Annotated in this window: 20 protein-coding genes and 3 pseudogenes; 12 read left to right on the forward strand and 11 right to left on the reverse strand. The window is 72.0% G+C overall.

Features of this window, described 5'->3' with window-relative positions; all coding sequences use genetic code 11:
- Window positions 1-2: 2 nt before the first annotated feature.
- From RMT89_RS13095 to RMT89_RS13105, 3 genes are all read right to left on the reverse strand, one after another.
- Entirely contained in the window at window positions 3-1,781 is a 1,779-nt protein-coding gene (locus RMT89_RS13095; protein WP_315883892.1) for an ABC transporter ATP-binding protein, read from the reverse strand.
- Window positions 1,778-3,469: an ABC transporter ATP-binding protein gene (locus tag RMT89_RS13100; protein ID WP_315883893.1), complete on the reverse strand. Its 1,692-nt coding sequence runs from the start codon at window positions 3,467-3,469 to the stop codon at window positions 1,778-1,780. The genes RMT89_RS13095 and RMT89_RS13100 overlap by 4 nt, the downstream gene beginning before the upstream one ends.
- Before the next feature lie 105 nt (window positions 3,470-3,574).
- Window positions 3,575-4,351 carry an IclR family transcriptional regulator gene (locus tag RMT89_RS13105; RefSeq protein ID WP_315883894.1) on the reverse strand — a complete coding sequence of 259 codons (777 nt, stop codon included), beginning with the start codon at window positions 4,349-4,351 and terminating at the stop codon, window positions 3,575-3,577.
- A gap of 75 nt (window positions 4,352-4,426) precedes the next feature.
- On the opposite strand from RMT89_RS13105, the gene RMT89_RS13110 reads away from it, so the two are divergent.
- The 4 genes from RMT89_RS13110 to RMT89_RS13125 are packed head-to-tail and all read left to right on the forward strand — an operon-like array spanning window position 4,427 to window position 8,364.
- Entirely contained in the window at window positions 4,427-5,596 is a 1,170-nt protein-coding gene (locus tag RMT89_RS13110) for a cupin domain-containing protein (protein ID WP_315883895.1), read from the forward strand.
- Window positions 5,593-6,432 (forward strand): fumarylacetoacetate hydrolase family protein, encoded by an 840-nt coding sequence (locus RMT89_RS13115; RefSeq protein ID WP_315883896.1) that lies wholly within the window; start codon window positions 5,593-5,595, stop codon window positions 6,430-6,432. The genes RMT89_RS13110 and RMT89_RS13115 overlap by 4 nt, the downstream gene beginning before the upstream one ends.
- Complete coding sequence (locus RMT89_RS13120; RefSeq protein ID WP_315883897.1) at window positions 6,432-7,100, forward strand: maleylpyruvate isomerase family mycothiol-dependent enzyme; 669 nt, start codon at window positions 6,432-6,434, stop codon at window positions 7,098-7,100. Before RMT89_RS13115 ends, RMT89_RS13120 begins: the two co-directional genes overlap by 1 nt.
- 22 nt (window positions 7,101-7,122) lie before the next feature.
- A complete protein-coding gene (locus tag RMT89_RS13125; protein WP_315883898.1) occupies window positions 7,123-8,364 on the forward strand; it encodes an FAD-dependent oxidoreductase in 1,242 nt (413 codons plus the stop codon).
- Here RMT89_RS13125 and RMT89_RS13130 read toward each other — a convergent pair.
- Window positions 8,262-10,232, reverse strand: coding sequence for a hypothetical protein (locus tag RMT89_RS13130; protein WP_315883899.1), 1,971 nt, complete (start codon window positions 10,230-10,232; stop codon window positions 8,262-8,264). The genes RMT89_RS13125 and RMT89_RS13130 overlap by 103 nt on opposite strands.
- Before the next feature lie 548 nt (window positions 10,233-10,780).
- Between RMT89_RS13130 and RMT89_RS13135 the strand changes: the two genes are divergently transcribed.
- Window positions 10,781-11,077, forward strand: coding sequence for a hypothetical protein (locus RMT89_RS13135; protein ID WP_315883900.1), 297 nt, complete (start codon window positions 10,781-10,783; stop codon window positions 11,075-11,077).
- Here the strand turns inward: RMT89_RS13135 and RMT89_RS13140 are convergent.
- Window positions 11,074-11,292, reverse strand: coding sequence for a hypothetical protein (locus tag RMT89_RS13140; RefSeq protein ID WP_315883901.1), 219 nt, complete (start codon window positions 11,290-11,292; stop codon window positions 11,074-11,076). The genes RMT89_RS13135 and RMT89_RS13140 overlap by 4 nt on opposite strands.
- Window positions 11,293-11,315: 23 nt before the next feature.
- Here RMT89_RS13140 and RMT89_RS13145 point away from each other — a divergent pair, with 23 nt between their 5' ends.
- Entirely contained in the window at window positions 11,316-11,552 is a 237-nt protein-coding gene (locus RMT89_RS13145) for a hypothetical protein (RefSeq protein WP_315883902.1), read from the forward strand.
- Between the two features lie 24 nt (window positions 11,553-11,576).
- On the opposite strand, the gene RMT89_RS13150 is transcribed toward RMT89_RS13145, so the two are convergent.
- Window positions 11,577-11,732, reverse strand: coding sequence for a hypothetical protein (locus tag RMT89_RS13150; protein WP_315883903.1), 156 nt, complete (start codon window positions 11,730-11,732; stop codon window positions 11,577-11,579).
- A gap of 71 nt (window positions 11,733-11,803) precedes the next feature.
- Here RMT89_RS13150 and RMT89_RS13155 point away from each other — a divergent pair.
- Window positions 11,804-11,923 (forward strand): annotated as a pseudogene (locus tag RMT89_RS13155) (carboxymuconolactone decarboxylase family protein); the annotation flags it as partial.
- A 27-nt stretch (window positions 11,924-11,950) separates the two neighbouring features.
- On the opposite strand, the gene RMT89_RS13160 reads toward RMT89_RS13155, so the two are convergent.
- The 3 genes from RMT89_RS13160 to RMT89_RS13170 are packed head-to-tail and all read right to left on the reverse strand — an operon-like array spanning window position 11,951 to window position 14,953.
- Window positions 11,951-13,432, reverse strand: a complete 1,482-nt coding sequence (locus RMT89_RS13160; protein ID WP_315883904.1) for a tripartite tricarboxylate transporter permease — start codon at window positions 13,430-13,432, stop codon at window positions 11,951-11,953.
- A gap of 1 nt (window position 13,433) precedes the next feature.
- Complete coding sequence (locus tag RMT89_RS13165) at window positions 13,434-13,970, reverse strand: tripartite tricarboxylate transporter TctB family protein (RefSeq protein ID WP_315883905.1); 537 nt, start codon at window positions 13,968-13,970, stop codon at window positions 13,434-13,436.
- On the reverse strand, window positions 13,967-14,953 hold the full coding sequence (locus RMT89_RS13170; protein ID WP_315883935.1) for a tripartite tricarboxylate transporter substrate binding protein: 987 nt from the start codon (window positions 14,951-14,953) through the stop codon (window positions 13,967-13,969). Before RMT89_RS13170 ends, RMT89_RS13165 begins: the two co-directional genes overlap by 4 nt.
- 194 nt (window positions 14,954-15,147) lie before the next feature.
- On the opposite strand from RMT89_RS13170, the gene RMT89_RS13175 reads away from it, so the two are divergent.
- The 4 genes and pseudogenes from RMT89_RS13175 to RMT89_RS13190 all read left to right on the forward strand — a co-directional run bounded on the left by RMT89_RS13175 (window position 15,148) and on the right by RMT89_RS13190 (window position 18,555).
- On the forward strand, window positions 15,148-16,767 hold the full coding sequence (locus tag RMT89_RS13175) for an ATP-binding protein (RefSeq protein ID WP_315883906.1): 1,620 nt from the start codon (window positions 15,148-15,150) through the stop codon (window positions 16,765-16,767).
- Entirely contained in the window at window positions 16,764-17,510 is a 747-nt protein-coding gene (locus RMT89_RS13180) for a response regulator (protein WP_315883907.1), read from the forward strand. Before RMT89_RS13175 ends, RMT89_RS13180 begins: the two co-directional genes overlap by 4 nt.
- Window positions 17,511-17,539: 29 nt before the next feature.
- Window positions 17,540-18,072: pseudogene (locus tag RMT89_RS13185) on the forward strand (maleylpyruvate isomerase); the annotation flags it as partial.
- A 180-nt stretch (window positions 18,073-18,252) separates the two neighbouring features.
- Window positions 18,253-18,555, forward strand: coding sequence for a DUF6355 family natural product biosynthesis protein (locus tag RMT89_RS13190; RefSeq protein ID WP_315883908.1), 303 nt, complete (start codon window positions 18,253-18,255; stop codon window positions 18,553-18,555).
- Window positions 18,556-18,612: 57 nt separating this feature from the next.
- Here the strand turns inward: RMT89_RS13190 and RMT89_RS13195 are convergent, their stop codons facing one another.
- Window positions 18,613-19,791 carry a hypothetical protein gene (locus tag RMT89_RS13195; protein WP_315883909.1) on the reverse strand — a complete coding sequence of 393 codons (1,179 nt, stop codon included), beginning with the start codon at window positions 19,789-19,791 and terminating at the stop codon, window positions 18,613-18,615.
- Between the two features lie 245 nt (window positions 19,792-20,036).
- On the opposite strand from RMT89_RS13195, the gene RMT89_RS13200 reads away from it, so the two are divergent.
- Window positions 20,037-21,587, forward strand: a complete 1,551-nt coding sequence (locus RMT89_RS13200; protein ID WP_315883910.1) for an MFS transporter — start codon at window positions 20,037-20,039, stop codon at window positions 21,585-21,587.
- Between the two features lie 96 nt (window positions 21,588-21,683).
- Here RMT89_RS13200 and RMT89_RS45940 read toward each other — a convergent pair.
- A pseudogene (locus tag RMT89_RS45940) lies at window positions 21,684-21,786 on the reverse strand (DUF5682 family protein); the annotation flags it as partial.
- Between the last annotated feature and the right edge of the window lie 226 nt (window positions 21,787-22,012).

Consider the following 22,012-nt stretch of genomic DNA (forward strand, 5'->3'; position numbering starts at 1 on the left):
GTCTAGGAGCGGGTGTCGGACCAGGCCTCCCAGAGGGTGGCGTAGCGTCCGCCGGCGGCACGCAGTTCGTCGTGCGTACCGGTCTCGACGACGCGTCCCGAGTCCATGACGACGATGCGGTCGGCGGTCGCCGCCTGGCTGAGCCGGTGGGCCACGATCAGCGCGGTACGGCCGTCCACGGCGCGCGCGACCGCCTTCTCCAGCGCCCGCGCCCCGGCGCTGCCCGCTTCGGCGGTGGCCTCGTCGAGGATCACCAGGGGCGGATCGGCGAGGATCAGCCGGGCGAGCGCGAGGGCCTGGGTGCGGTCGCCGGTGAGCCGGTGGCCGCCGTCGCCGACGACCGTGGCGAGGCCCTCGGGCAGCGCCTCGGCCCAGGCCAGGGCGTCGACGCGGTCGAGTGCGGCGCGCAGTTCGTCATCGGTGGCGTCGGGTTTGGCCAGCCGGAGGTCGTCGGCGAGCGGGCCCGCGAAGACGTGGGTCTCCTGGGTGATCAGGGCGAGGGTACGGCGGGCGGCCGCCGGGCCCAGCTCGGTGGGCGGGACGCCGTCGACCAGGACGGTGCCCGCGGTGGGTGGCTGGATGCCCGCGACGAGTCTGGCCAGAGTCGTCTTGCCTGCTCCACTGGCGCCTACGAGGGCCACCCGCTCTCCGTGACGGATCGTCAGGTCGATGTCGTGCAGGACCGGATGGCCGGGCCGGTAGGCGTGCCGCAGCCCCCGCACGGTGACCTCGACGCGGCCCGTCCCGCCCGGCTGGGCCGTCTCCGCGGGACGCGGCAGCTCCGTGACGCCGACGAGCCGCGCCAGGCCGGCCGTCGCTGACTGGGCGTCGTCGAGGAGGACGAGGGCGGCGTTGACGGGGGTGAACAGGCTGTGGAAGTACAGCGCGGCGGCGGTCGCCGTACCGATGGACGCCGAGCCCTGGCGGACCAGCCAGTACCCGGTGAACAGGACGGCCGCGAGCCCGATGTACTCGGCGATATGGAGCCGGCTGTAGAAGCCCAGGACCAGCCGCACGCCGCGCATCGTCAGCGCCACCACGGACCGGGACCGCTCGGTGACCCGCTCGGTGTGTTCCCGCTCCAGCCGGAACGCCCGCACGGTGGAGCGGCCTGCGATGGTGTCGAGGAGTTGCTGCTGCTGGGCGCCCGCGGCCACGCGCTGCTCGGCGTAGAGCGGGACGGCACGGCCCACGTACCAGCGGGCGGTGGCCGCCTGCACGGGCACCGCCAGCAGCGCGGCCAGCAGGAACCGCCAGTCGAGCAGCGCCATCGCGCCGAAGGTGAGGAAGATGGTCAGCAGCGAACGGGTCAGCTCCGGCAGGGCGTTGCGCACGGCGTCGGCGACGAGGGAGACGTCGGCGGTGACCCGGGACGTCAGATCACCGGCGCCGGCCCGCTCCACGCGTTCCAGCGGCAGACCGAGGGCCCGTTCGACGAACTGCTCGCGCAACCGGGCCAGCGTGGTCTCGCCCAGCCGGGAGATGAGCGACAGACCGCATCCGGCGGTGACGCCCTGGGCCACGGCGACGCCCACGAGCAGGGCGGCCGTGGCGGTGATCGCGTCGACGGACCCGCGGTCGGCGGCCAGGTCGACGATCCGGCCCAGCAGCGGCTGGGTGAGCAGGCCTACGGCGGTGGAGCCGACCATGACGGCGAACGCCGTCAGCGCCAACGTCCGTTGCGGACGCAGGAGTTGCGCGATGGCCGCGCGAGTACGGGCGGGGGTCGCGACGGGAAGCAGCGCGGTTTCGGAGGGGGGTGTGGCCCGGGGTTCGCTCATGACAGGACCGCCGTACGGTAGGCGCCGTGCCGGTGGACCAGCCGCTCGTGTGCGTCGGTCGCAGCGAGAGAGCCGCGGTCGAGGAGGACGACCCGGTCGGTCACGGCGAGCAGAGCGGGGCTGTTGGTCACCAGAACCGTCGTACGGCCGCCGCGCAGTTCCCGCAGACCGGCCGCCATCCGGACCTCGGTGACGGCATCGACCGCCGTCGCGGGCTCATGCAGGACCAGGACCGGGGCGTCGGCGGCCAGCGCCCTGGCCAGCGCCACCCGCTGCCGCTGGCCTCCGGAGAGGGAGCGCCCGCGGGCGGTGACCGCGGTGTCGGCGCCCTCGGGCAGGTTGCGGACGACCTCGTCGGTGCCCGAAGCGATGATTGCGGCCGCGACGGGGGCGTCCGGTCCGGCGGCCGCCGTGACGTTGTCCCGGAGGGTCCCCTCGAACAGGTCCGCGTCGTGCTCGGCGACGAGAAGCGCGGCCCGCGACTCCGCGAGTCCCAGTGCGGTCAGGTCCGTACCGTCGAGTTCCACCGCGCCCTCGTCGGGGTCGGCGTGGCGGGCGAGGAGATGGAGCAGGGCGGCGGCGTCGGCGGGGTCGGTGCTGACGACGCCGACCGTCTCGCCTGGGGAGATGTCCAGCTCCACCTCCCGCAGGGAGCCGTACGACACACCGCGCAGCCGCAACCGGCCCTCGACGCGGGTCAGTACACCGTCGTTCGGTGTCACCGCACGTTCGGCGCCGAGGATCTCCGCGATCCGCGCTGCCGAGGCCCGGCCCTGTGCCAATTCGGCGTTGACCCAGGCGAATTCGGAGAGCGGGCCGATGAGGAAGAGGGCGAGCGCGACGGCGGAGACCAGCTCGCCGAGGCCGATGTCGCCGCGTGCGGCGAGCCGGCCGCCGACCAACGCGACCAGGGCGAGGAAGGCGCCGGTGAGCATGGCCACGACGCCGTTCTGCCAGGCCTCGGCCCGGGCCGCGCGCAGGGTGGCGGTCAGCGAGTCCTGGCTGATCCGGCGGTAGCGCGCGACGGCCGCCGGTTCGGCGCCGATGCCCTTGAGCACCCGCAGTCCGGCCACGAGATCGGCCGCGACGCCCGAGGCCCGGGCCGCGCGCTCCCGTTCGGTCTCGCTGCGCCGCTCCAGGGGCTTGCTCAGCAGATGCCCCAGCAACAGCAGCAGCGGTGTGCCGAGCAGGACGAGGAGACCGAGGGGAAGGGACATCCGCAACAGGACGACCGCGCCGACCGCGAGGCCGGTCGAGGCCGCGATGCCGACGATCAGGGCCATCGCGACGGCGCCGACCCGCTTGGCGTCCTCGGTGGCGGTGTTCGCCAGCTCCCCGGGTAACCGGCCCTCCGCCGCGCCGCCTTCGGGGGCGAGGACCCGCTCGACCAGTTCGGTCCTGAGGTGGTGCGCGGCGGTCACGGAGGCGCGTTCACCGGCCCGGGCGGCGAAGCGGAAGCTGAAGGAGAGACCCACGTAGACGAGGGCCAGGACAGCGAGCCACAGCAGCAGACCGCCGGCGTCGCCGTCCACCACACCGCGCTCGATGGCGAGCCCGATGACGAGCGGGACCAGCGCCTCGCCCGTCTGGTGGCCCATGCCCAGCACCGCGCCGAGAACGACGTCCCGCCGCTGCCCGCCCACCGCACGCCACAGGACATCCCGTCCCGGCAGGTCCGCTTTCCTCACGCATCCTCCGGAGCGGATACACAGCGCCCAGAAACCGTGTTCACAACTTAGGTAAGGCTAACCACAAGTGCTGTGCTCTGCTACCCCTTTGGCGGACGTCGGCGCTCACTGCTCCTCGGCCAGGTCCCTCTCCAGCGCGTGGGCCGTGGCGTTGAGGGTGATGACCGGGGGCCGGAGTCGATGAGGGTCGTAGCGCACGCTGGGCATGGACAGCGACAGGCCCGCCAGTGCGGTGCCGTCCCGGTCGCGTACCGGGACGCCGACGGCGACCAGGCCGCGCTCGGAGCGCTCCCGGTTGACGGCGAAGCCATTGCGGCGCAGGCGCTTCAACTCGGTGCGCAGCCGGGGCAGATCGGGGCGGTCAACCATGCGGTCGCGGTAGTGCTCGGGGGCGTAGACCTCCTCCAGCTCCTCGTCGGAGAGATCGGCGAGCAGCAGCAGTCCCGCCGTCGTGCGGTGCGCCGGGAACGCCATGCCCTCCCGGGAGCCGACCCGCAGTGCCTGCCGGCACTCGACGCCGGCGATGAACCTGGCCGTGTCCCCGGTGCGCACGATCAGGTTCGCGGTCTCGTCCAACAGGTCGACGACCCGGTGCAGATGGGGCAGCGCCGCCGCGCGCAGCCGGGAGACCAGGGACTGGGAGTGCGCGGCGAGTTCCAGCACCGGCCCCGCGCGGTAGACGCGGTCCTCGTCCTGCACGGCGAAGTCCCGGTAGACGAGCATCGCGAGGACGCGGTGCGCGGTGGACCGCGCGACCCCCAGCCGCTCGGCGAGCTGCGCCACCGTCGCGCCGCCCTCCATCTGCAGGATGGTCGCCGCGCGCAGCGCGTGGTCCACGCTGGCGATGGGGTAGGGCGGCGGGGTCTTGAGGGGGTTGTCCATGAACCATGACCTTCCGGATTCTGCTCTCCAGAATCTATGGTGTTCTCCTGCCGGACACGGCGGACGCTGTCCTCCGTGACTCAGTCCTCCCTCGCGCACGACACCGCTACGGGTTCCCCGGTCCGTCTCCAGGCCGTCTCCGCGGACGGGCAGCCCCAGGTCACCCCGGAACTTCGAGAGCTGTACCGGGGCTTCGAACAGGAGCTGCTCGTCCCGCTGTGGACCGAGATCGGCGACCTGATGCCCGCCCACCCGCGCTCCCAAGCCCTGCCGCACCTGTGGCGCTGGGAGCGGCTGCGGGAGCTGGCGGCCCGGGCCGGCGACCTGGTCCCCGTCGGCCGCGGGGGTGAGCGACGGGCCATCGCGCTGGCCAACCCCTCCCTCGGCGGCAGGCCCTTCGCCACGCCGACGCTGTGGGCCGCCATCCAGTACCTCATGCCCGGCGAGGACGCCCCCGAGCACCGCCACACCCAGCACGCCTTCCGCTTCGTCGTCGAGGGCGAGGGCGTGTGGACGGTCGTCGGACGCGACCCGGTGGCCATGCGGCGCGGCGACTTCCTCCCGCAGGCCGGCTGGAACTGGCACGCCCATCACAACGCCACCGCCGAGCCGATGGCCTGGATCGACGGCCTGGACATCCCCTTCCAGTACGCCATGGAGACGCAGTTCTTCGAGTTCGGCCGGGACGAGGTCGGCGACGCCGAGCGCACGACACCCGAGCGGTCTCGCTCCGAGCGGCTGTGGGGCCACCCCGGCCTCAGGCCCGTCGCTTCGGGTACGACGGCTCCTGGCACTCCCCTCCTGGCCTACCGCTGGGAGCACACCGACCGGGCCCTCGCCGACCAGCTCGCCCTTGAATCCGAGGGACACGGCGGCACCGTGGAGCCCGGTCACGCCGCCGTACGGTTCACCGACCCGGCGACCGGAGCCGATGTGCTGCCCACCCTGCGGGCCGAGATGCACCGCGTCGCGCGCGGCGCCGAGACCGCGCCGGTACGCGAGACGGGCTCCTCCGTCTACCAGGTCTTCGACGGCTCCGGCACCGTCACCGTCGGCGACACCACCTGGTCGGTCACCCGCGGCGACCTGTTCGTCGTCCCCTCCTGGCAGCCACTCTCGGTCCGCTCCGATGCCGGTGCCACCGACTCCGACTCCGGTGCCCTGGACCTGTTCCGGTTCAGCGACGCGCCCGTCCTCGAAGCCCTGCGGCTCGACCGCACCCATGGGGAAGGAACCACCCGATGAAGCTCGCGACCATCCGCACCGGCGGTACGACGAGGGCCGTACGGCTCGATCGGGATGGGCTGGTCGACCTCGGGTTCCCGGACGTGGGCGCTCTGCTCGGCCGAGACAACTGGCAGGATCTGGCCGCTACGGCGACCGGCACCACGTACCCCGTCGAGGGCGCCGACTTCGCGCCCGTGGTGCCCGGCCCCTCGAAGGTGGTCTGCGTCGGCCTCAACTACCGTAACCACATCCAGGAGATGGGCCGCGACCTGCCCGAACACCCCACGCTGTTCGCGAAGTTCGCGGACTGCCTGATCGGCGCCCACGACGACCTCGTGCGCCCGGACGAGACGGGGAGGTTCGACTGGGAGGCCGAACTCGCCGTCGTCGTCGGCGCACCCGCGCGCCGCGCCCGGGGCGCCGAGGCAGAGGCGGCCATCGCCGGCTTCACCGTGCTGAACGACATCACCTGCCGCGACTGGCAGTTCCGCACCCGTGAATGGCTCCAGGGCAAGATGTGGGACTCCACCACACCCGTCGGCCCCTGCCTGGTCACCCCGGACGAGCTGCCCGGCGGTGTCCGCCCGGCCCTGGACGTACGGCTGCTGGTGGACGGCGAGGTCATGCAGTCCGACTCCACCGGCGACCTGCTGTTCGACCCGGTCGATCTGGTCGAGTACGTCTCCACGATCGTCCGCCTCAACCCCGGCGACATCATCGCCACCGGCACACCCGGGGGCGTCGGCCACGCCCGTGAGCCCGAGCGCTACCTCCTCGGCGGCGAGACGGTCGTCACCGAGATCCAGGGCATCGGCCGCCTGGAGAACCGGGTCGTCAAGGAGAAGTCCGCCTGATGCCCCGTACCTTCGACGACGCCCGCCGCTGGACGCGGCTCGGCACGGAGCTGTTCCTCGAAGCCGCCGGCCTCGAAGGGGACAGCGCGCTGCCCGGCTGGTCCCGCCGTCAGCTGGTCGCCCATGTGGCGGCCAACGCCGGCGCGCTCGGCAACCTCGTGCACTGGGCAGCCACCGGGGAGCCGACACCGATGTACTCCTCGCCCGAGGAGCGCGCCGCCGGGACCGAGAACGGCGCCCGGCTGCCCGAGGCCGAACTCCTCGCCTGGCTGCGGCGGTCCGCGGACACGCTCGCCACCGGGATGGACGACCTCACCGACGGCCGGTGGCGCGCCGAGGTGGTCACCGCCCAGGGCCGTACCGTGCCGGCCACCGAACTGCCGTGGATGCGCGCCCGCGAAGTGTGCGTCCACGCCGTCGACCTGGCGAACGGAGTGTCGTTCACCGACCTCCCGGCCGACTTCCTCACCGCCCTGTGCGACGACGTCGTGGCCAAGCGCGCCGCGGCCCCCGGCCCCGCCGTCTCGCTGCGGACGCCGAACGCCGCCTGGGAGCTGCCCGGCAGCGGCGAAACCGCCCTGGTCACGGGCGAGTTGCCCACCATCGCGGCCTACCTGACCGGACGGGGGGCCGTCCCGGCCGCCCCCACGCTGGGCGCCTGGCTCTGACCGGCGACCGAAGGAACAGCTCATGAATCCTGAACCCGGCCCCGACGTCCTCGTGATCGGCGGCGGAATCGGCGGCCTCGGCTCCGCCTTCGCCCTGGCCCGCCAGGGACTGCACGTCCGTGTCCTCGAACGCGCCAAGGAGTTCGGCGAGGTGGGCGCCGGCCTCCAGATCGCCCCCAACTGCACCCGCATCCTCGCCGAGTACGGACTGCTGGACGAGGCCAAGGCGCTCGGCGTCCTCCCCGAGAACATGGTGATGCGCGACGCGCTCGACTCCCGGGAGCTGACCCGTCTCGACCTGCGCGACCTCGAACGCCGGTACGGCTTCCCGTACATGGTCATCCACCGCAGCGATCTGCACGGCATCTTCCTGCGGGCCTGCGCACGCGCCGGTGTCGAGTTGCTGACCGACCGGACCGTCGTCGGCTACGAGCACACCGCGGACGGCGCCAGGGTCCAACTGGAGGACGGGCGGGCCGAGTCCGCCCCGCTGGTCGTCGCGGCCGACGGACTGCACTCCACGGCCCGCCGTCTGCTGGTCGGCGACGACGTGGTCAGCTCCGACTACGTCGCCTACCGGGCGGCCGTCCCGATCGAGCGGGTCCGGGCGAACGGCATCGCGGAGAAGGACGTCACCGTCCACATCGGCCCCCGCTGCCACTTCGTCCAGTACGCCCTGCGCGGCGGCGACATGTTCAACCAGGTGGCCGTGTTCGAGTCGCCCAAGGCCCTGGCCGGAGAGGCCGACTGGGGCACCCCCGACGAGCTGGACGCGGCCTTCGAGGCCACCTGCGACACCGTACGCAAGGGCATCCCGCTGTTGTGGCGGGACCGCTGGTGGCAGATGCTCGACCGGGACCCGGTGGAGACCTGGGTGCACGGCCGTATCGCCCTGCTCGGCGACGCCGCCCATCCGCCGCTCCAGTACATGGCGCAGGGCGCGATCATGGCCATCGAGGACGGCTGGGTGCTTGCTCGGCACCACGCCCGGTCGGCCGGGGACACGGACTGGGACGCCGTGCTCCACGCGTACGAGGCGGTCCGCGTGGAGCACTGCCGCCGGGTGCAGACCACGGCCCGCGCCTGGGGCGAGCTGTGGCACCTCGACGGCGAGCCCCGGCTGCGGCGCAACGCGATCATGCGAGCGCGGGACCCTTACGACTACTCCTTCACCGACTGGGTGTACGGCCCGACCGCGCTCACCCCGGACGAGGAACCGCCCATGTTCACGCCGATCCCACTGTCGACGGCGGGCACACGCTGAGCGCGGCCCGGGACGGTCTCGCCGCAACGCCACAAGGCGTACCGCGGCCGCCCCGGCGTACCCGCCTCGATGCCCGCGACCAGCGCGCGCAGCGCCTCGTAACCCTGAGGGACGGCAAGGGCGTTGTCCTGGGCGGCCAGTGCGCGCCGGGCGCGGCGCAGGGCGCGGTCGCGGCGCCCGTGGTGGTGGTCGACGTAGGCGAGGGCGTAGCGGGCGAGGAGGGTGGCCCAGTCGTCGTCGCGGACGCCCGGCTGGGCCGCCGCACGCCGTGCCGCGCGGCGTGCGGCTCCGGGCGCGAGGGCGGCCTGGGCCACGGCCTGGGCGGCCAGGCTCACGGCCGGTGCGGGGCCGTGCGCCGGGCGGGGCGGAATCGTGCGCGCGGCCTCCGCGAAGTGCTCGGCGGCGCCCCGCGGATCGCCTTCGTGCAGGGCGATCAGGCCCTGGACGTGGGCGATGTGGCCGACGGCGGCGTCGTCGCCGGTCATGACGGCCTGCGGCCAGGCCTGGTCCAGCAGCGCGCGAGCGGACTGCGGATCGCGGTCCGCACCGAGCCAGGCCGCCAGCCACCGCCCGCGCAGTTCCACCGCGCCCTGCGCCGGGCACAGCGGCAGCAGCCGCAGCAGATGATCGCGTCCCTCCTCGGCCCTGCCGTACACCACCCACCAGAACCACAGGCCGACGACCGTCTCCAGCGCGGTACCGGCCTGGTCGGGGCGGTTCGCCGACTGCCGCAGCACGGCGGTGAGTTCTTCCTGCTCCTCCTCCACGAGCGCCAGGGCCTGGCTCTGGAGGCCCGTCGCCCACAGGTTCCGCGCGGTCTCCGCGACCTGCCGGCAGTGCGCGGCACGGCGTTCCAGCGCCGTCTCGCACTCGCCCGCCGCACGCAGCCGTTCGGCCCCGAAGTCCCGGGCGGCCCGCGTCATCCGGTACCGGGGCGGGCGTGGTCCGCCCGGGTCACGGACCGGCTCCAGTACGTGGATGGCCGCGAGCCGGGCCAGCAGGGAGGGCACCCGCTGGGGCTCCACACCCCCGCCACCGCACAGGAAGGCCGCGGTGGACTCGTTGAACGCCCCGGCGAGGACACTCGCCCTGTCCCACACGATCCGCGCCTCACGCTCGCACAGCGCGTAGCTGGCCCCGACCGTGGCCCGCAGCGAGCGATGACGGCGCAGCGCGGGGCGCTCGCCGCGCAGCCAGCACTGGTGGACGTCCAGCACCGCGGCGAGGTCCCGCACCGGCTGGAGCGCCACCTGCTCGGCGGCCAGCTCGATGGCGAGGGGGACGCCCTCAAGGGACCGGCAGATCGCCTCCACCGCGCGGAGGTCGGCGCCCTCGGCGCGAAAGCCCCGCACCGTGTCCTCGGCGCGCCGCAGGAACAACTCCACCGCCGCGGGCAGATGCGGAAGCGGCGCAAGACGCAGCACCCGCTCCTCACCCAGACCCAGTGCCTGCCGCGACGTCACCAGCACCCGCAGCCCGGGCATGGCCCCCAGCAGACGCTGCACCACGCCCACGGCCTCCTGATGGACCGGGTCCACATCATCGAGGAACAGCAATGTGTCACCGGAAGGCGGGCCCCCGACACGCGTGAGCGCCCGGCGTACGGCCGCGGCCAGCGCACCGGGTGTCCCGGCCCGGTAGCCCTGCCCGTGCACATGGACCACCCGCCACGGCCCGCGCGCCCCCGCGGCCGCCGCCGTCCGGCTCTTGCCGACCCCGGCCCGGCCGGTCACCGTCACCAGACGATGCTCCGCCAGCAGACCCTCAAGGACGGCCGGCTCCCGCGCCCGGCCGATCAGACCCTCGGCCGGTTCGCCGTGGTACCTGCCCGGCATCGCAGAGCAGCCGACACACGTCCATACGTTCATGACTTCCCGCACTCTTCGGACAACAGCGGTCGATGACACCGGCCCGGGGGTCGGCAGCCCGGGATGCAGAACCGTCACTGCTGTGGTGTCACGGCAACCCCAACGCGGCATCCGCACCGAGGTGGCGACACCGGGGTCCGGACCACACGCCACAGCGACAGCCCGAACGCCCGTCCTCGGGCCCTGGCGGACGGCGTTCCCGCTGTGATGCGGCATCAAATGCGCGTGAAGATTGCCGGAACCAGGCAATGAAACGCCGCTCGCCCGGTGTCAGGATCCCATCAAGCCGGAGCTCAGCGACGGGCGAGAGGGGGACGGCACGCATGGCCCGGTTTCTCGGAATCGGCAACACGGGGGTCGTGCTGCTCGCCCTGTCGCTGGTCTTCGGCGGAATGCCGGACGGCGCGCTCGACGGCGCGGCGGGCGGCGTCCTCGACGGGTGACTGTCGTCGGTGGCGTGCCTCGTACGGCTCAGGCCAACGCGCTCCCTGCTCGTCGAGGTGGTCGACTGGGCCCGACCCTGTACCGCCCCGAAAAGGGAGTTCAGCATGTCCGTCGTCGTGGTCTTCGAGCTGCCGGGGATGACCCGGGCCCAGTACGAGCAGAGTGCGGAGAAGGTGGCCGGCCGTCCCGGTGGGGTGACCAGCCCCGCGGACTGGCCGGTGGCCGGCCTCATCTCGCACACCTCGGCACCCACCCCCGAGGGCTGGCTCGTGGTCGACGTATGGGAGTCCGAGGAGGCGTTCCGGCAGTTCGGCGAGACCATCGTGCCCATCCTGCAGGAGCTCGGCGTCCCTGACGCGAAGCCGAAGGTCTACCCGACGCACACCGTGGTCACCCGCTAGGGATCCGCGTCGGCCCCGGATCCTGCCGCCATCCCGACGGCCACGTCGTGGCCGAGCCGTACACGGAGGTCGAACATCGCCGCCAGGTCGACGCTGTCGCCGTGGATCTCGCGGTGGACGAACAGACCGTCGGCGCCGGCCACGGCGTATGCGGTGAGGGTGCGTACCGCGTCCTCGTTCAGGCCCGGGGCCAGTTTCCCGATCATGTCGGCCACGCGCCGGGCGGCGATGTCGCGAGGTGAGCGCCCAGGGGGAGGGCGGCGGTACATGGACCGCGACCGCCACGGCGGGCCGCTGGACGCTCGCCGTACCGCCCACCGGCAGCCCGGCCGCCTCGGTGGTGCTGGACACCGAAACCGCCTGGCGCCTGTGCACGCGCGGCATCGACCCCGCCACTGCCCTCGGCCGAGCCCGTATCCAGGGAGAACCCCGACTCGCCGTGGCCGCGTGCGAGATCGTGTCCGTCGTCCACTGATCACCGTCGACGCCTCCACCGAGTTCACCGCCGCAGCGCCGTCTGCCGCGCCATACGCGCCAGCTTCTCCGGGTTGCGCACCGAGTACAGCCCGGTGATCAAACCATCGTCGATCCGCATCGCCACCACCGTGTCGACCTGTCCGTGAAGCCGGAGGACCAGCGCCGGAGAGCCGTTCACCTGCGCCGCCTCCAGCGGTGCCACAGAGGCCGGCCGCGAGGCGGCCAGCAGCGCCGCCACGCTCTGCGCCCCAGGTCGCGGCGCTGGTCGCCCTGGTCGCCCTGATCAACGCCGCCAACCGGTTCGGCTTGATCCTCAACAACCAGGGCGGCTCCTACCAGCCCGGCATGTTCGCCGGCATGACGAACTGAGCGGCGGACGAACGCCGGGGCCTGAACTCAGGCCCCGGCGCTCAGCCTCCGCAGCAGCGGCCAGGCCAGCAGCACGGCCACGACCGCGTACACCGTCACCGAGAACGGCGTGTTGACCAGCCCGGACACACTGCCGTCGCTGATCTGCAGGGCGCGGCGCAGCTGTTGCTCGGCGTTGGGGCCGAGGATGACACCGATGACGGCGGGCAGCACGGGCAGCCCGTAGCGCCGCATGCCGAACCCGATCAGGCCGATGACCAGCAGGATCACCAGGTCGATGACCTCGCCGCCGACCGCGTAGGCGCCGACGGCCGCGAAGAACAGGATCCCCGCGTACAGATACGGCCGCGGGATGCGCAGCAGCTTCGCCCACACCGGCGCCAGCGGCAGGTTGAGGGCGAGGAGCAGCACCATGCCGACGAAGAGCGAGGCGATCAGGCCCCAGACCAGATCGGGTTCGCGCTCGAACAGCAGAGGGCCCGGCTGGATGCCGTACTGCTGGAAGGCGGCCAGCATCACCGCGGCGACCGCCGTGGTCGGCAGGCCGAGGGTGAGCATGGAGACCAGGGTGCCCGCCGCCGAGGCCGATGCCGCCGACTCCGGACCCGCGACTCCCTCGATCGCGCCCTTGCCCCACTCGTCCTTGTGCTTCGACAGACGCTTCTCGGCGACGTAGGAGAGGAAGGTCGGGATCTCCGCGCCGCCCGCCGGGATCGCGCCGAAGGGGAAGCCGATGAACGGGCCGCGCGCCCAGGACTTCCAGGTGCGCCGCACGTCGTCCTTGCCCAGCCAGGGACGCCCCACCGGGATCGCCTCGCCCGGACTGCGCCGCAGATGCGCCGCCACCCACAGCGCCTCGCCGATCGCGAAGAGACCCACCGCCACGATCACCACGTCGATACCGTCGGCGAGTTGGAGCGAACCGAAGGTCAGCCGCTGCTGTCCCGTCATCTGGTCCAGGCCCACCAGGCCCAGGGTGAGTCCGATGAGGAGGGACGCGAGACCTCTGATCCGCGACGAGCCCAGCACCGACGTCACGGCGATGAACGCCAGCACCATGATGGCGAAGTAGTCCGGCGCTCCGATGTCGACCGCCAGGTCGGCGACCGTCGGCGCCAGCGCCACCAGCAGCAGCGTGCCGACCATGCCGCCCGCGAAGTGGCCGATGGCGGCGGCCGCGAGAGCCTGCGCGCCGCGCCCGGACTTGGCCATGGGGTTGCCCTCCATGGCCGCGACCACCGCCGCGCTCTCACCCGGGGTGTTGAGCAGGATCGAGGTGGTGGAACCGCCGAACATCGCGCCGTAGTAGATGCCCGCGAACATGATGAACGCGCCGATCGGATCGAGCCCGTACGTCACCGGCAGCAGCAGCGCCACCGCCATCGCGGGACCGATGCCCGGCAGGACGCCGATCGCGGTGCCGAGGAGCACACCGATGGCCGCCCACAGGAGGTTGAGCGGGGTGAGGGCCGTACCGAAGCCGTCCATGAGGGAGTTGAGGGCGTTCATGTCACAGCGCTCCCATCAGCGGACCGCCCGGCAGCGGCACTCCGAGCAGGTTGTTGAAGACGACGTAGGTGAACAGCGAGAGCACCGCCGCGATCAGCGGGTCCCTGTCGATACGGCGGCTGCCGAGGGCGAAGGCCGCGCCCCAGAACAGCAGGGCGCCCGCCGCCGGGAAGCCCAGCGGCTCGATCAGCACGGCCGCGCCCAGGAACACCCCGGTGAGCAGCGCCACCGTGCGCCAGTCGGCGGGCTCGGACAGGTCGATGTCCTCGCCGGTCTCCGCCTGGCCCCGGCCGCCGCGCAGGACGTCGACGGCGAGCAGGGCCGCGATGACCAGCAACCCGATGCCCACGACGATCGGCACGGTCTTCGGGCCGACCGGACCGCGCTGGGCGATGTCCACGTCCATGGTGAGCGCGTCGGTCAGCACCAGCACGCCGAGCGCCAACAGCAGTACGCACACCCCGAGTTCGGAGTGCTCGCGCAGCCACGATCGCCGATCGGTCGCCGTCGCGGGAGGTAGATCCGTCTGCGTCGTCACAGTCCCAGCTCCTTCAGCACCGACACCACGCGCCTGTCCTGGGCCTCCAGGAAGTCGCCGAACTTCTCGCCGGTCAGGAAGGCGTCCTCCCAGCCGTTCTGCTCCAGGGACTTCTGCCACTCGGGCGAGTCGTGCAGTTCCCGCACGAGCCGGGTGAGCTTGTCGCGCTCGGCCTCGGTCAGGCCGGGCGGGGCGACGATGCCACGCCAGTTGGTGAAGCTCACGTCGTAGCCGGACTCCTTCAGCGTCGGCGCGTCCTTCAGCTCGCCGACCCGCTCCGGACCGGTCACCGCGAGCACGCGCAGCTCACCGGCCTTGATCTGGTCCAGGTACTCGCCGACCCCGGACACCCCGAAGGCGACCTTGTTGCCGAGGATCGAGGCGAGCAGCTCGCCACCGCCGTCGAAGGGGATGTAGTTGACCTCCTTCGGAGCGATCCCGGCGGCCCGCGCCATCAGCATCGGCGCCAGATGGTCCGGCCCGCCGGGCGAAGACCCGCCGCCCACCGGCAGCTTGCCGGGATCGTCCTTCCAGGCGTCGATCAGCTCGTCGATCGTCTTGTACGGGGACTCCTTGGCGACGACCACGACGTCCTGCTCCTCGGTGAGCCGGGCGATGGGCGTGGTGTCGGCCAGGGTCTTGGGCGCGTGGTTGGAGCGGGCCGCGCCCACCACGCCGAGGCCCATGGACATCGCGAGCTTGCCGTTGCCGTGCTCGCTCACCAGACGGGTGAGACCGACGGTGCCGCCCGCGCCCGGGAGGTTGAACACCTCGATGTTGTGGGTGAGTCCGGCGTCCTCGGCGTTCTTCGCGGCCGTACGGGCCGTGATGTCGTAACCGCCGCCGGGTGTGTTGGGGACCATGAAGCGCAGGCCCGGGATCTGTGTGCCGGTCTCGGAACCGCCGCCGGCGGTCAGCAGCGGCGGTCCCACGAGGACGAGCACGGCGGCCCCGAACAGGGCGAGGGGGGTGCGCAGGCGCACGAGTGCCACCACCTGTCGGTCGATGCGTGATGTGGGCCACATCGTGCACGGAAGCCCGTTGCCTGTCTCGCTTGCGGAAGCAACGGAGGTTTTGGTCTTTGTGTCAGCGGCGCACGTCTTTTCCCCGCCACGGGCCGAGGCGATGATGGGGCGACCCGGCACCCGGAACCACCAGGTCGGAGAGCGAGTACGTCGTGGTCACCCCCTTCCGCCGCCAGACCCTCGCGGGCGAGATGCTGTTCCTGCAGCTCGCCATCGTCGTGATGGTGCTGTTCGCGGTGGCCGCGGTCTCGCTCGCCCAGTCCGAGGCGACCTTCAACCGTGTCGAGGGCCGCCGGGTCGGCGCCCTGGCGGAACAACTGGCCGCAACGCCCCTCGTCCGCAGCCAGCTCGCCCGGCCCGTGCCGCAGGAGGCCCTCGCCCCGCTGGTGAACTCCATGCAGACCCAGTCCGGGGTGACGTCCGTGACCATCGCCGACGCCGACGGCCGGATCGTCAGCTCCACCGACCCCACCGTCATCGGCGGGCAGCTGCCCCTCGGCGCGGGCGCGGCGGCGGGCCGCGGCTGGTCGGGCCCGCTCACCCTGGACGGCAGCCGGGAACTCGTCGCCCAGGTCCCCGTCCTCGGTGCCACCCGGGAGAACCTCGGCCGCCACCTCGGCACCGTGATGATCGGCGTGGCCGATCCGACGGTCTGGCAGCGCCTCAGCGGTGCCTCCTCCTATCTCCTCGCCTACCTCGGCATCGCCAGCGGCCTCGGCGTGGCCGGCTCCTGGCTGCTCGCCCGGCGCGTGAAACGCCAGACGCTCGGCCTGGAGCCACACGAGATCGCGGGCCTCGCCGAACACCGCGAGGCGATGCTGTACGGCATCGCCGAGGGCGTCGTCGCCCTGGACCCGCAGCACCGGCTGACCCTCGTCAACGCGATGGGCCGCGGCCTGCTCGACCTGCCCGAGGACTGCGTGGGCCAGAGCCTCGCCCAACTCGGCATCGAAGGACGGCTGAGGGATGTCCTGGCCGGGACCGCCGACGACCGGCGCGACCAGGTCGTCGTCCGGCACGGCCGGGTCCTGGTCATGAACCGGATGACGGTCAGCAAGGACGGTCGCCCGCTCGGCTCGGTCACCACCCTGCGCGACCGCACCGAACTGGCCCGTCTGGAACGGGAGATCGGCTCCTTCCGCTCCTCCACCGAGCTGCTGCGCGCCCAGGCCCACGAGTTCGCCAACCAGCTCCACACGATCTCCGGGCTCATCCAGATCGGCGAGCAGGCCGAGGTGGTGCACTACATCCGCGCGCTGAGCCGCCACCGCCAGTCCCTGGACATCACCCTCAGCCGCCGCGTCCGCGACACCGCCGTGGCGGCCCTGCTCATGGCGAAGGCCTCCCTCGCCGCCGAGCGCCGGGTCGCCCTCCGGATCTCCGACGACACCGCGCTCGACCGGCTCACCCCCGAGGACGCCGCCGACGTGGCGACCGTGGTCGGCAACCTCGTCGACAACGCCGTGGACGCGGCCGCGCACGACGGCTGGGTCGAGGTCGCACTGCGCCAGGACGCCTCCAGCGTGGAGATCGTGGTCCGCGACTCCGGCCCCGGAGTGGCACCGCAACTCGCCCGCGAGGTCTTCTCCCACGGCTTCACCACCAAGGCCGCCCAGGAGGGCGAACGCGGAATGGGCCTGGCGCTCACCCGGCTCGTCTGCGAACGTCACGGCGGTGAGATCTCGGTGACCAACACCCCCGACGGGGCCATGTTCACCGCGCGCATGACCGTCAGCCACCTCACCGACGCGGTGGCGGAAGGAGCGACATGACCGACGTACGGCACGAGATCGGCGTCCTCGTCGTGGACGACGACTTCATGGTGGCCCGCGTCCACCGCGCCTTCGTCGAACGCGTCCCGCCCTTCAAGGTCGTCGGCGTCGCCAGCACCGGCGAACAGGCCATCACGGCGGTCGACGAACTCCGCCCCGACGTCGTGCTGCTGGACCTCTACCTCCCCGACATCTTCGGCCTCGACGTCATCCCCCGGCTGCGCACCGCCGGGCACGACTGCGACGTCATGGTCATCAGCGCCGCCCGCGAGGCCGACACGGTGCGCGGCGCCGTCCGCCACGGCGTCGTCGACTACCTCCTCAAGCCGTTCGAGTTCCAGGACCTACGACTCCGACTTGAGCGCTACGCCGATCAGCGCGGCCGGCTGCGCGGCACCGTCGTCCGCAGCCAGGCCGACGTGGACCGGGTGCTGGCGGGCGCCTCGGCACCGGCGTCGGTGGCCGGCGCGCTGCCCAAGGGCATGAGCGTGGAGACCGCCGAACTGATCGAACGCACCCTCCGCGACTGCCCCGGCACCCTCTCCGCCACCGAGTGCGCCACCCTCACCGGCATCTCCCGCGTCAGCGCCCGGCGCTACCTGGAGCACTTCCACTCCATCGGCCGCGCCGACGTCTCCCTGCGCTACGGCGCGACGGGACGGCCGGAGCGGCGGTACGGGCTGAGCGGGCGGGGCGAGGGCGTGGGCAGCACTGCCGCACCATGGATGACTCCGAGCTCTTGAGCGCTGCGGACGTACAGCTCATGCAGGCCCTGGTCATCGGCGCCCAGGACATCCTGATCACCCTGGTCACGCCCGCCGACACCGAACCGACCGTGAACGCGGTCACCTACTGGCAACTCGTCGAGACCCCGACCGGCGAGGATCCGCTCCACGCGCTGATCCCCCGGCTGGCCGCGGCGTACGGGGAGCCGAAGTGGCTGAAGTGCCACTTCGACGACGTCGGCTTGGCCGCAGGCCGCGCGGCCGAACTCGCCGACCCCGCCGCCCGCGTCAGCACCCGCGGCGAGGTGCTGTCCGTCGGCGACTTCCTCCACGCCTACGTCCTCGAACGGACCCTGCACCACCTCGATCTGATCGCTCACCTCCCCTCCGCCCCGAGCCGCCCGCCGAGACCCTCGCGGCGACCCGTGAGCTGCTGGAGAGGCTCGCCGGTACGACGTTCCCCGCCGCGTTCTCGGACCAGGACGCGCTCCTGATCGGTACGGGCCGTCGCAAGCCGGCCGATGCGGAGAAGGCGGAGCTGGGGGAGTTCGCGCGGCGGCTGCCCCTTGCCGTGGGATGAGCGGGGCCGATTCCGGCGCCGCAGGCGATCCGGCGAGCGTCAACCGGTCGGCGTAACGCCAAATCGATCCACCGGGTGAAAGGGCCGTCACTTGATCAACTCGGCGGTGCGCAGCGGTGATCCTGGGTCGGCATTGATCAACAGGTCGGCCGGAAGCCCGGACCCGATCCCCCTAGCGGCATGGAGTTCCCCTTGCGTGTTCCTCGTTTCGTGACCGGCGCCCTCGGCAGCGCGGCTCTCGTCCTCTCGTCCTTCGGCGTGGTCACCACGGCCGCCGGTTCCGCCGCCGCCGACCCGTGCGGCTTCTACGAGACCGGCTCCGACGCCTTCTACAACCACTGCACCTCGGACGGCTCGAACGTCATCATCAAGGTCGAGGTCGCCTGGCAGGCCGACTACGAGCGCTGTGTCGGACCCGGCAAGTCCTGGCTGGGCTCCGCCGGCAAGATCCAGGGCGCGTCCTACACCGGCCGTACCTGCTGATCGAGGAACACGGTGAAAGGGGCGGACGGGCCGAGCGGCTCCTCCGCCCCTTTCGGCTCAGCAGATGGTCTGCCGGCTGTTCACGAGCGTGTTGTTGCGGAACGTGGTGTTGGTCCCGCAGGGGTTCTCGTTGATCGCCGAGTTGGTGACCGTGAGGTTCTGGATGGTGATGTCGGAGTTGTTGGGGAACTCCGAACGGGCCGCGAGCCGGATCTCGCCGCCTCCGGAGACGCTGCCGCTCTGGGCGGCGATGTTCACGTTGTAGCAGTTCTCGATCAGGATCGAGTTGTTGCCGGTGTGGGAGAGGTTGACCCGGTCGATGACCGCGCCACCGCTCTCGGAGACACAGAACACCCCGCGTCCGCCGCCGCGCGCGATCACCTCGCCCACCCGGATGTTGGTGGGGTACGAACTGCCCACCCGGCCGTTGCGGTTGGCCATGCGGAAGGCCGCGTAGCCGGTGCCGGTGCCCGCTCCTTCCGCGTCGACCTTCGTGACGGTGGCGTTGATGGTCTGGTTGAGCAGCAGCCCTGACTCACCCACGTTGCGCGCGGTGACCGTACCGACGGTGAGGCCGTCGACGCCGTACGTCTCCACGGCGTGGCTGCTCGCGCCGGACACGTACACGTTGTCGATCCGGACGTTGCGCGTCCACTGGCTGGTGTCGCCGCGGTTGTCGATACGTACTCCGAGGCCGGCCGAGAGGCGCATGTCGATCTGGCCGAGCACGACGTTCTGGACGTTGCGCAGGAAGACGCCGTAGAGCGGGGCGCCGGTGAGGTTGAGGTGCTGGACCTCGATGTCGCGGACGCCGCGGGCGTAGACCGGGGCCTGGTCGCCGGAGCCCGTTCCGGTGACGTTGATCGTGCCGCAGACGTCGAGGACGGTGTAGCTGGGCAGGGAGACCCGGGACCCGGCGCTGATGGAGCCCGAGCCGCGGACGACGACCCGCTCCTTCGAAGTGCGGCCCGAGGTCAGGCTGTTGACGGCCGCCTGCATCGCCGCGCGCATGTCCGTGCCGGTGTACACGACGGAACTGCCGCGGCGGGCGGTCCAGGTGCTGCCGCTGAGTACGGCCTCAGCCTGGTAGGCGCCCTCGCCGCAGGCCGCGGCCAGGCGCGGGGCGGCCGCGCTCGCGGGCTGGGTGAGTAATGCGGCGCCGGTGAGCAGCGCGGTGGCGCAGGCGGCGGTGACAACGGCCCGTCGGCGGCGGTCTGTTGCGGCTCTGTGTTTCATCTCGGCTCCTGATTGAATCGATTCACGCGTGAGGCGTGGTTGTAGCAAGCGTTTTCTAGAGTGGGCGCCCGGGAGTGTGCCAACCGTCTACTCGGGCGTCAAGAGGTGCCGTTGTTCCAGGGGGGTACCGCTGATCGAGTGGTGACCGCGCCGGCTCCGGCGTACCGTCGAACGGTGGACCGACAGTGGACGCAGCCGTTCACTGACCCCTCGCGAGGGCGAAAGCCCCGAGAGTGCGACATGACATGAGCAGTAGCCCACAGCCCGCATCCCCGCAGACCACCGCCAAGGAAAACGGCGGTGGCGGAAACGCGATGGCCCTGTTCGTCATCGCCTCGTGCCAGTTGATGGTGGTCCTGGACATCACCATCGTGAACATCGCGCTGCCGGACATCCAGCGCTCCCTGGACTTCTCCACCACCAGCCTGTCGTGGGTGGTCAACGCCTACACCCTGACCTTCGGCGGACTGCTGCTGCTCGGCGGCCGGGCCGGTGACATCCTCGGCCGACGGCGGGTGTTCATCTTCGGCGTGCTGCTCTTCGTGTTCGCCTCCCTGCTCGGCGGCTTCGCCCAGAACGAGGCCCAACTCCTGGCCGCACGCGCCCTCCAGGGCGTCGGCGGAGCCATCGCCTCACCGACCTCCCTCGCCCTGATCAGCACCACCTTCCGCGAAGGCCCGGAACGCAACCGGGCGTTCGGCGTGTTCGCCGCGGTCTCGGCGGGCGGCGGCGCGATCGGACTGCTCGCCGGCGGCATCCTCGTCGAGTGGCTCAACTGGCGGTGGGTGCTCTTCGTCAACGTCCCCATCGGCCTGCTCATCGCCCTCGCCACACCGCGCTGGATCAAGGAGTCCGAACGCCACCCCGGCCACTTCGACATCACCGGCGCACTGACCTCCACCGTGGGCATGGTGCTCCTGGTGTACGGCTTCATCCGGGCCGCGCAGGACGGCTGGCGGGACCCGCTCACGCTGGCCTCGTTCGCCGCGGCCGTGGTCATCCTCGCGGTGTTCATCCTGGTGGAGCGGCGCTCCACCCAGCCCATCACCCCACTGCACATGTTCGCCGACCGCAACCGCGCGGGCACCTACGGCATCATGCTGTGTCTCGCCGCCGCGATCTTCGGCATGTTCTTCTTCCTGACGCTCTTCGTGCAGAACGTGCTGGACTTCAGCCCGTTGCAGGCCGGGCTCGCCTTCCTGCCGGTCAGCGCGGTCATCGCGATCGGCGCCGGGCTGGCCTCCAAGTTCCTGCCCACGTACGGGCCCAAGCCCTTCATGGTGGTCGGCGCGATCCTCGCGGCGGCCGGGCTGAGCTGGCTGACCCTCACCGACGTCCACTCCACCTATGCCGGCAGTGTCCTTGGGCCGATGCTCGTCTTCAGTCTGGGCATGGGCATGGAGTTCGTCTCGCTCACGCTGATGGCGCTGTCCAACGTCTCCGTCCGGGAGACCGGCGCGGCCTCCGGACTCCTCAACGCCACCCAGCAGGTCGGCGGCTCGCTCGGCCTGTCCATCCTGGTGACGATGTACGGCACGGCGAGCAGGAACGAAGCGGAGAAGCAGATACCGGACTTCCTCGCCCAGGCCACTCCGGCCGAACGCCTGCGCTTCGAGCGCACCGGCGAGCTGCCACGTCCCTGGTCGGACGAGGTCCTCACCGCCGGAGTCTCCTCCGCCTTCATCATGGCCGCGATCTTCACGGTGGTCGCCGCGCTGATCGCCTTCCTCGCCATTCAGGTCCGTGCGTCGGATCTGGAGCGGCTGAAGGGCGGGTCGATGCCGGGGCCGGTCTGAGGCAAGTCAGATGGTTCCGGGCTCCGCTCCCCATGCCGCCGCACACAGCGCGCGATCGACCTCGGCCGTGTAGTGGGCCGCGGCCAGCCACGCTCGGGCGAAGCGGCAGGTCGCAGGCCACGACCGGAACCCCCTGCCGGGCCGCCCAGCGCACGGCGGCCAGCTCCGGCGAGAAGTCAGCGAACGGGTTGAACGCCGGCGGCGAGCGGCTCGGTCACGCCCGGCGTACAGCGCGGCCGCCATCCGCATGCCCTCCGACCAGGCCACCGGCCCGACCTGACCGAGCCTCAGCACCCGTTGCGGCACACGACCTTCCCCGTGTCCAGCGCGACTTCGTAGTCGCCGGCCGTCACCCACCCCACAGGTGCCTCCCCGCACCCAGTGATCAAGTGACGGGAACTCCAGGCGAGACCACTGACAACGCC

This window comes from Streptomyces sp. P17 (genome assembly GCF_032436805.1).
Classification (GTDB): domain Bacteria; phylum Actinomycetota; class Actinomycetes; order Streptomycetales; family Streptomycetaceae; genus Streptomyces.

What these genes read in the sequence shown, in the direction of transcription:
- RMT89_RS13095 (WP_315883892.1), bottom strand. Translation starts at nt 1,781, where the DNA reads ATGAGCGAACCCCGGGCCACACCCCCCTCCGAAACCGCGCTGCTTCCC.
- RMT89_RS13105 (WP_315883894.1), bottom strand. Translation starts at nt 4,351, where the DNA reads ATGGACAACCCCCTCAAGACCCCGCCGCCCTACCCCATCGCCAGCGTG.
- RMT89_RS13115 (WP_315883896.1), top strand. Translation starts at nt 5,593, where the DNA reads ATGAAGCTCGCGACCATCCGCACCGGCGGTACGACGAGGGCCGTACGG.
- RMT89_RS13120 (WP_315883897.1), top strand. Translation starts at nt 6,432, where the DNA reads ATGCCCCGTACCTTCGACGACGCCCGCCGCTGGACGCGGCTCGGCACG.
- RMT89_RS13125 (WP_315883898.1), top strand. Translation starts at nt 7,123, where the DNA reads ATGAATCCTGAACCCGGCCCCGACGTCCTCGTGATCGGCGGCGGAATC.
- RMT89_RS13130 (WP_315883899.1), bottom strand. Translation starts at nt 10,232, where the DNA reads ATGAACGTATGGACGTGTGTCGGCTGCTCTGCGATGCCGGGCAGGTAC.
- RMT89_RS13135 (WP_315883900.1), top strand. Translation starts at nt 10,781, where the DNA reads ATGTCCGTCGTCGTGGTCTTCGAGCTGCCGGGGATGACCCGGGCCCAG.
- RMT89_RS13160 (WP_315883904.1), bottom strand. Translation starts at nt 13,432, where the DNA reads ATGAACGCCCTCAACTCCCTCATGGACGGCTTCGGTACGGCCCTCACC.
- RMT89_RS13180 (WP_315883907.1), top strand. Translation starts at nt 16,764, where the DNA reads ATGACCGACGTACGGCACGAGATCGGCGTCCTCGTCGTGGACGACGAC.
- RMT89_RS13190 (WP_315883908.1), top strand. Translation starts at nt 18,253, where the DNA reads ATGGAGTTCCCCTTGCGTGTTCCTCGTTTCGTGACCGGCGCCCTCGGC.
- RMT89_RS13195 (WP_315883909.1), bottom strand. Translation starts at nt 19,791, where the DNA reads ATGAAACACAGAGCCGCAACAGACCGCCGCCGACGGGCCGTTGTCACC.
- RMT89_RS13200 (WP_315883910.1), top strand. Translation starts at nt 20,037, where the DNA reads ATGAGCAGTAGCCCACAGCCCGCATCCCCGCAGACCACCGCCAAGGAA.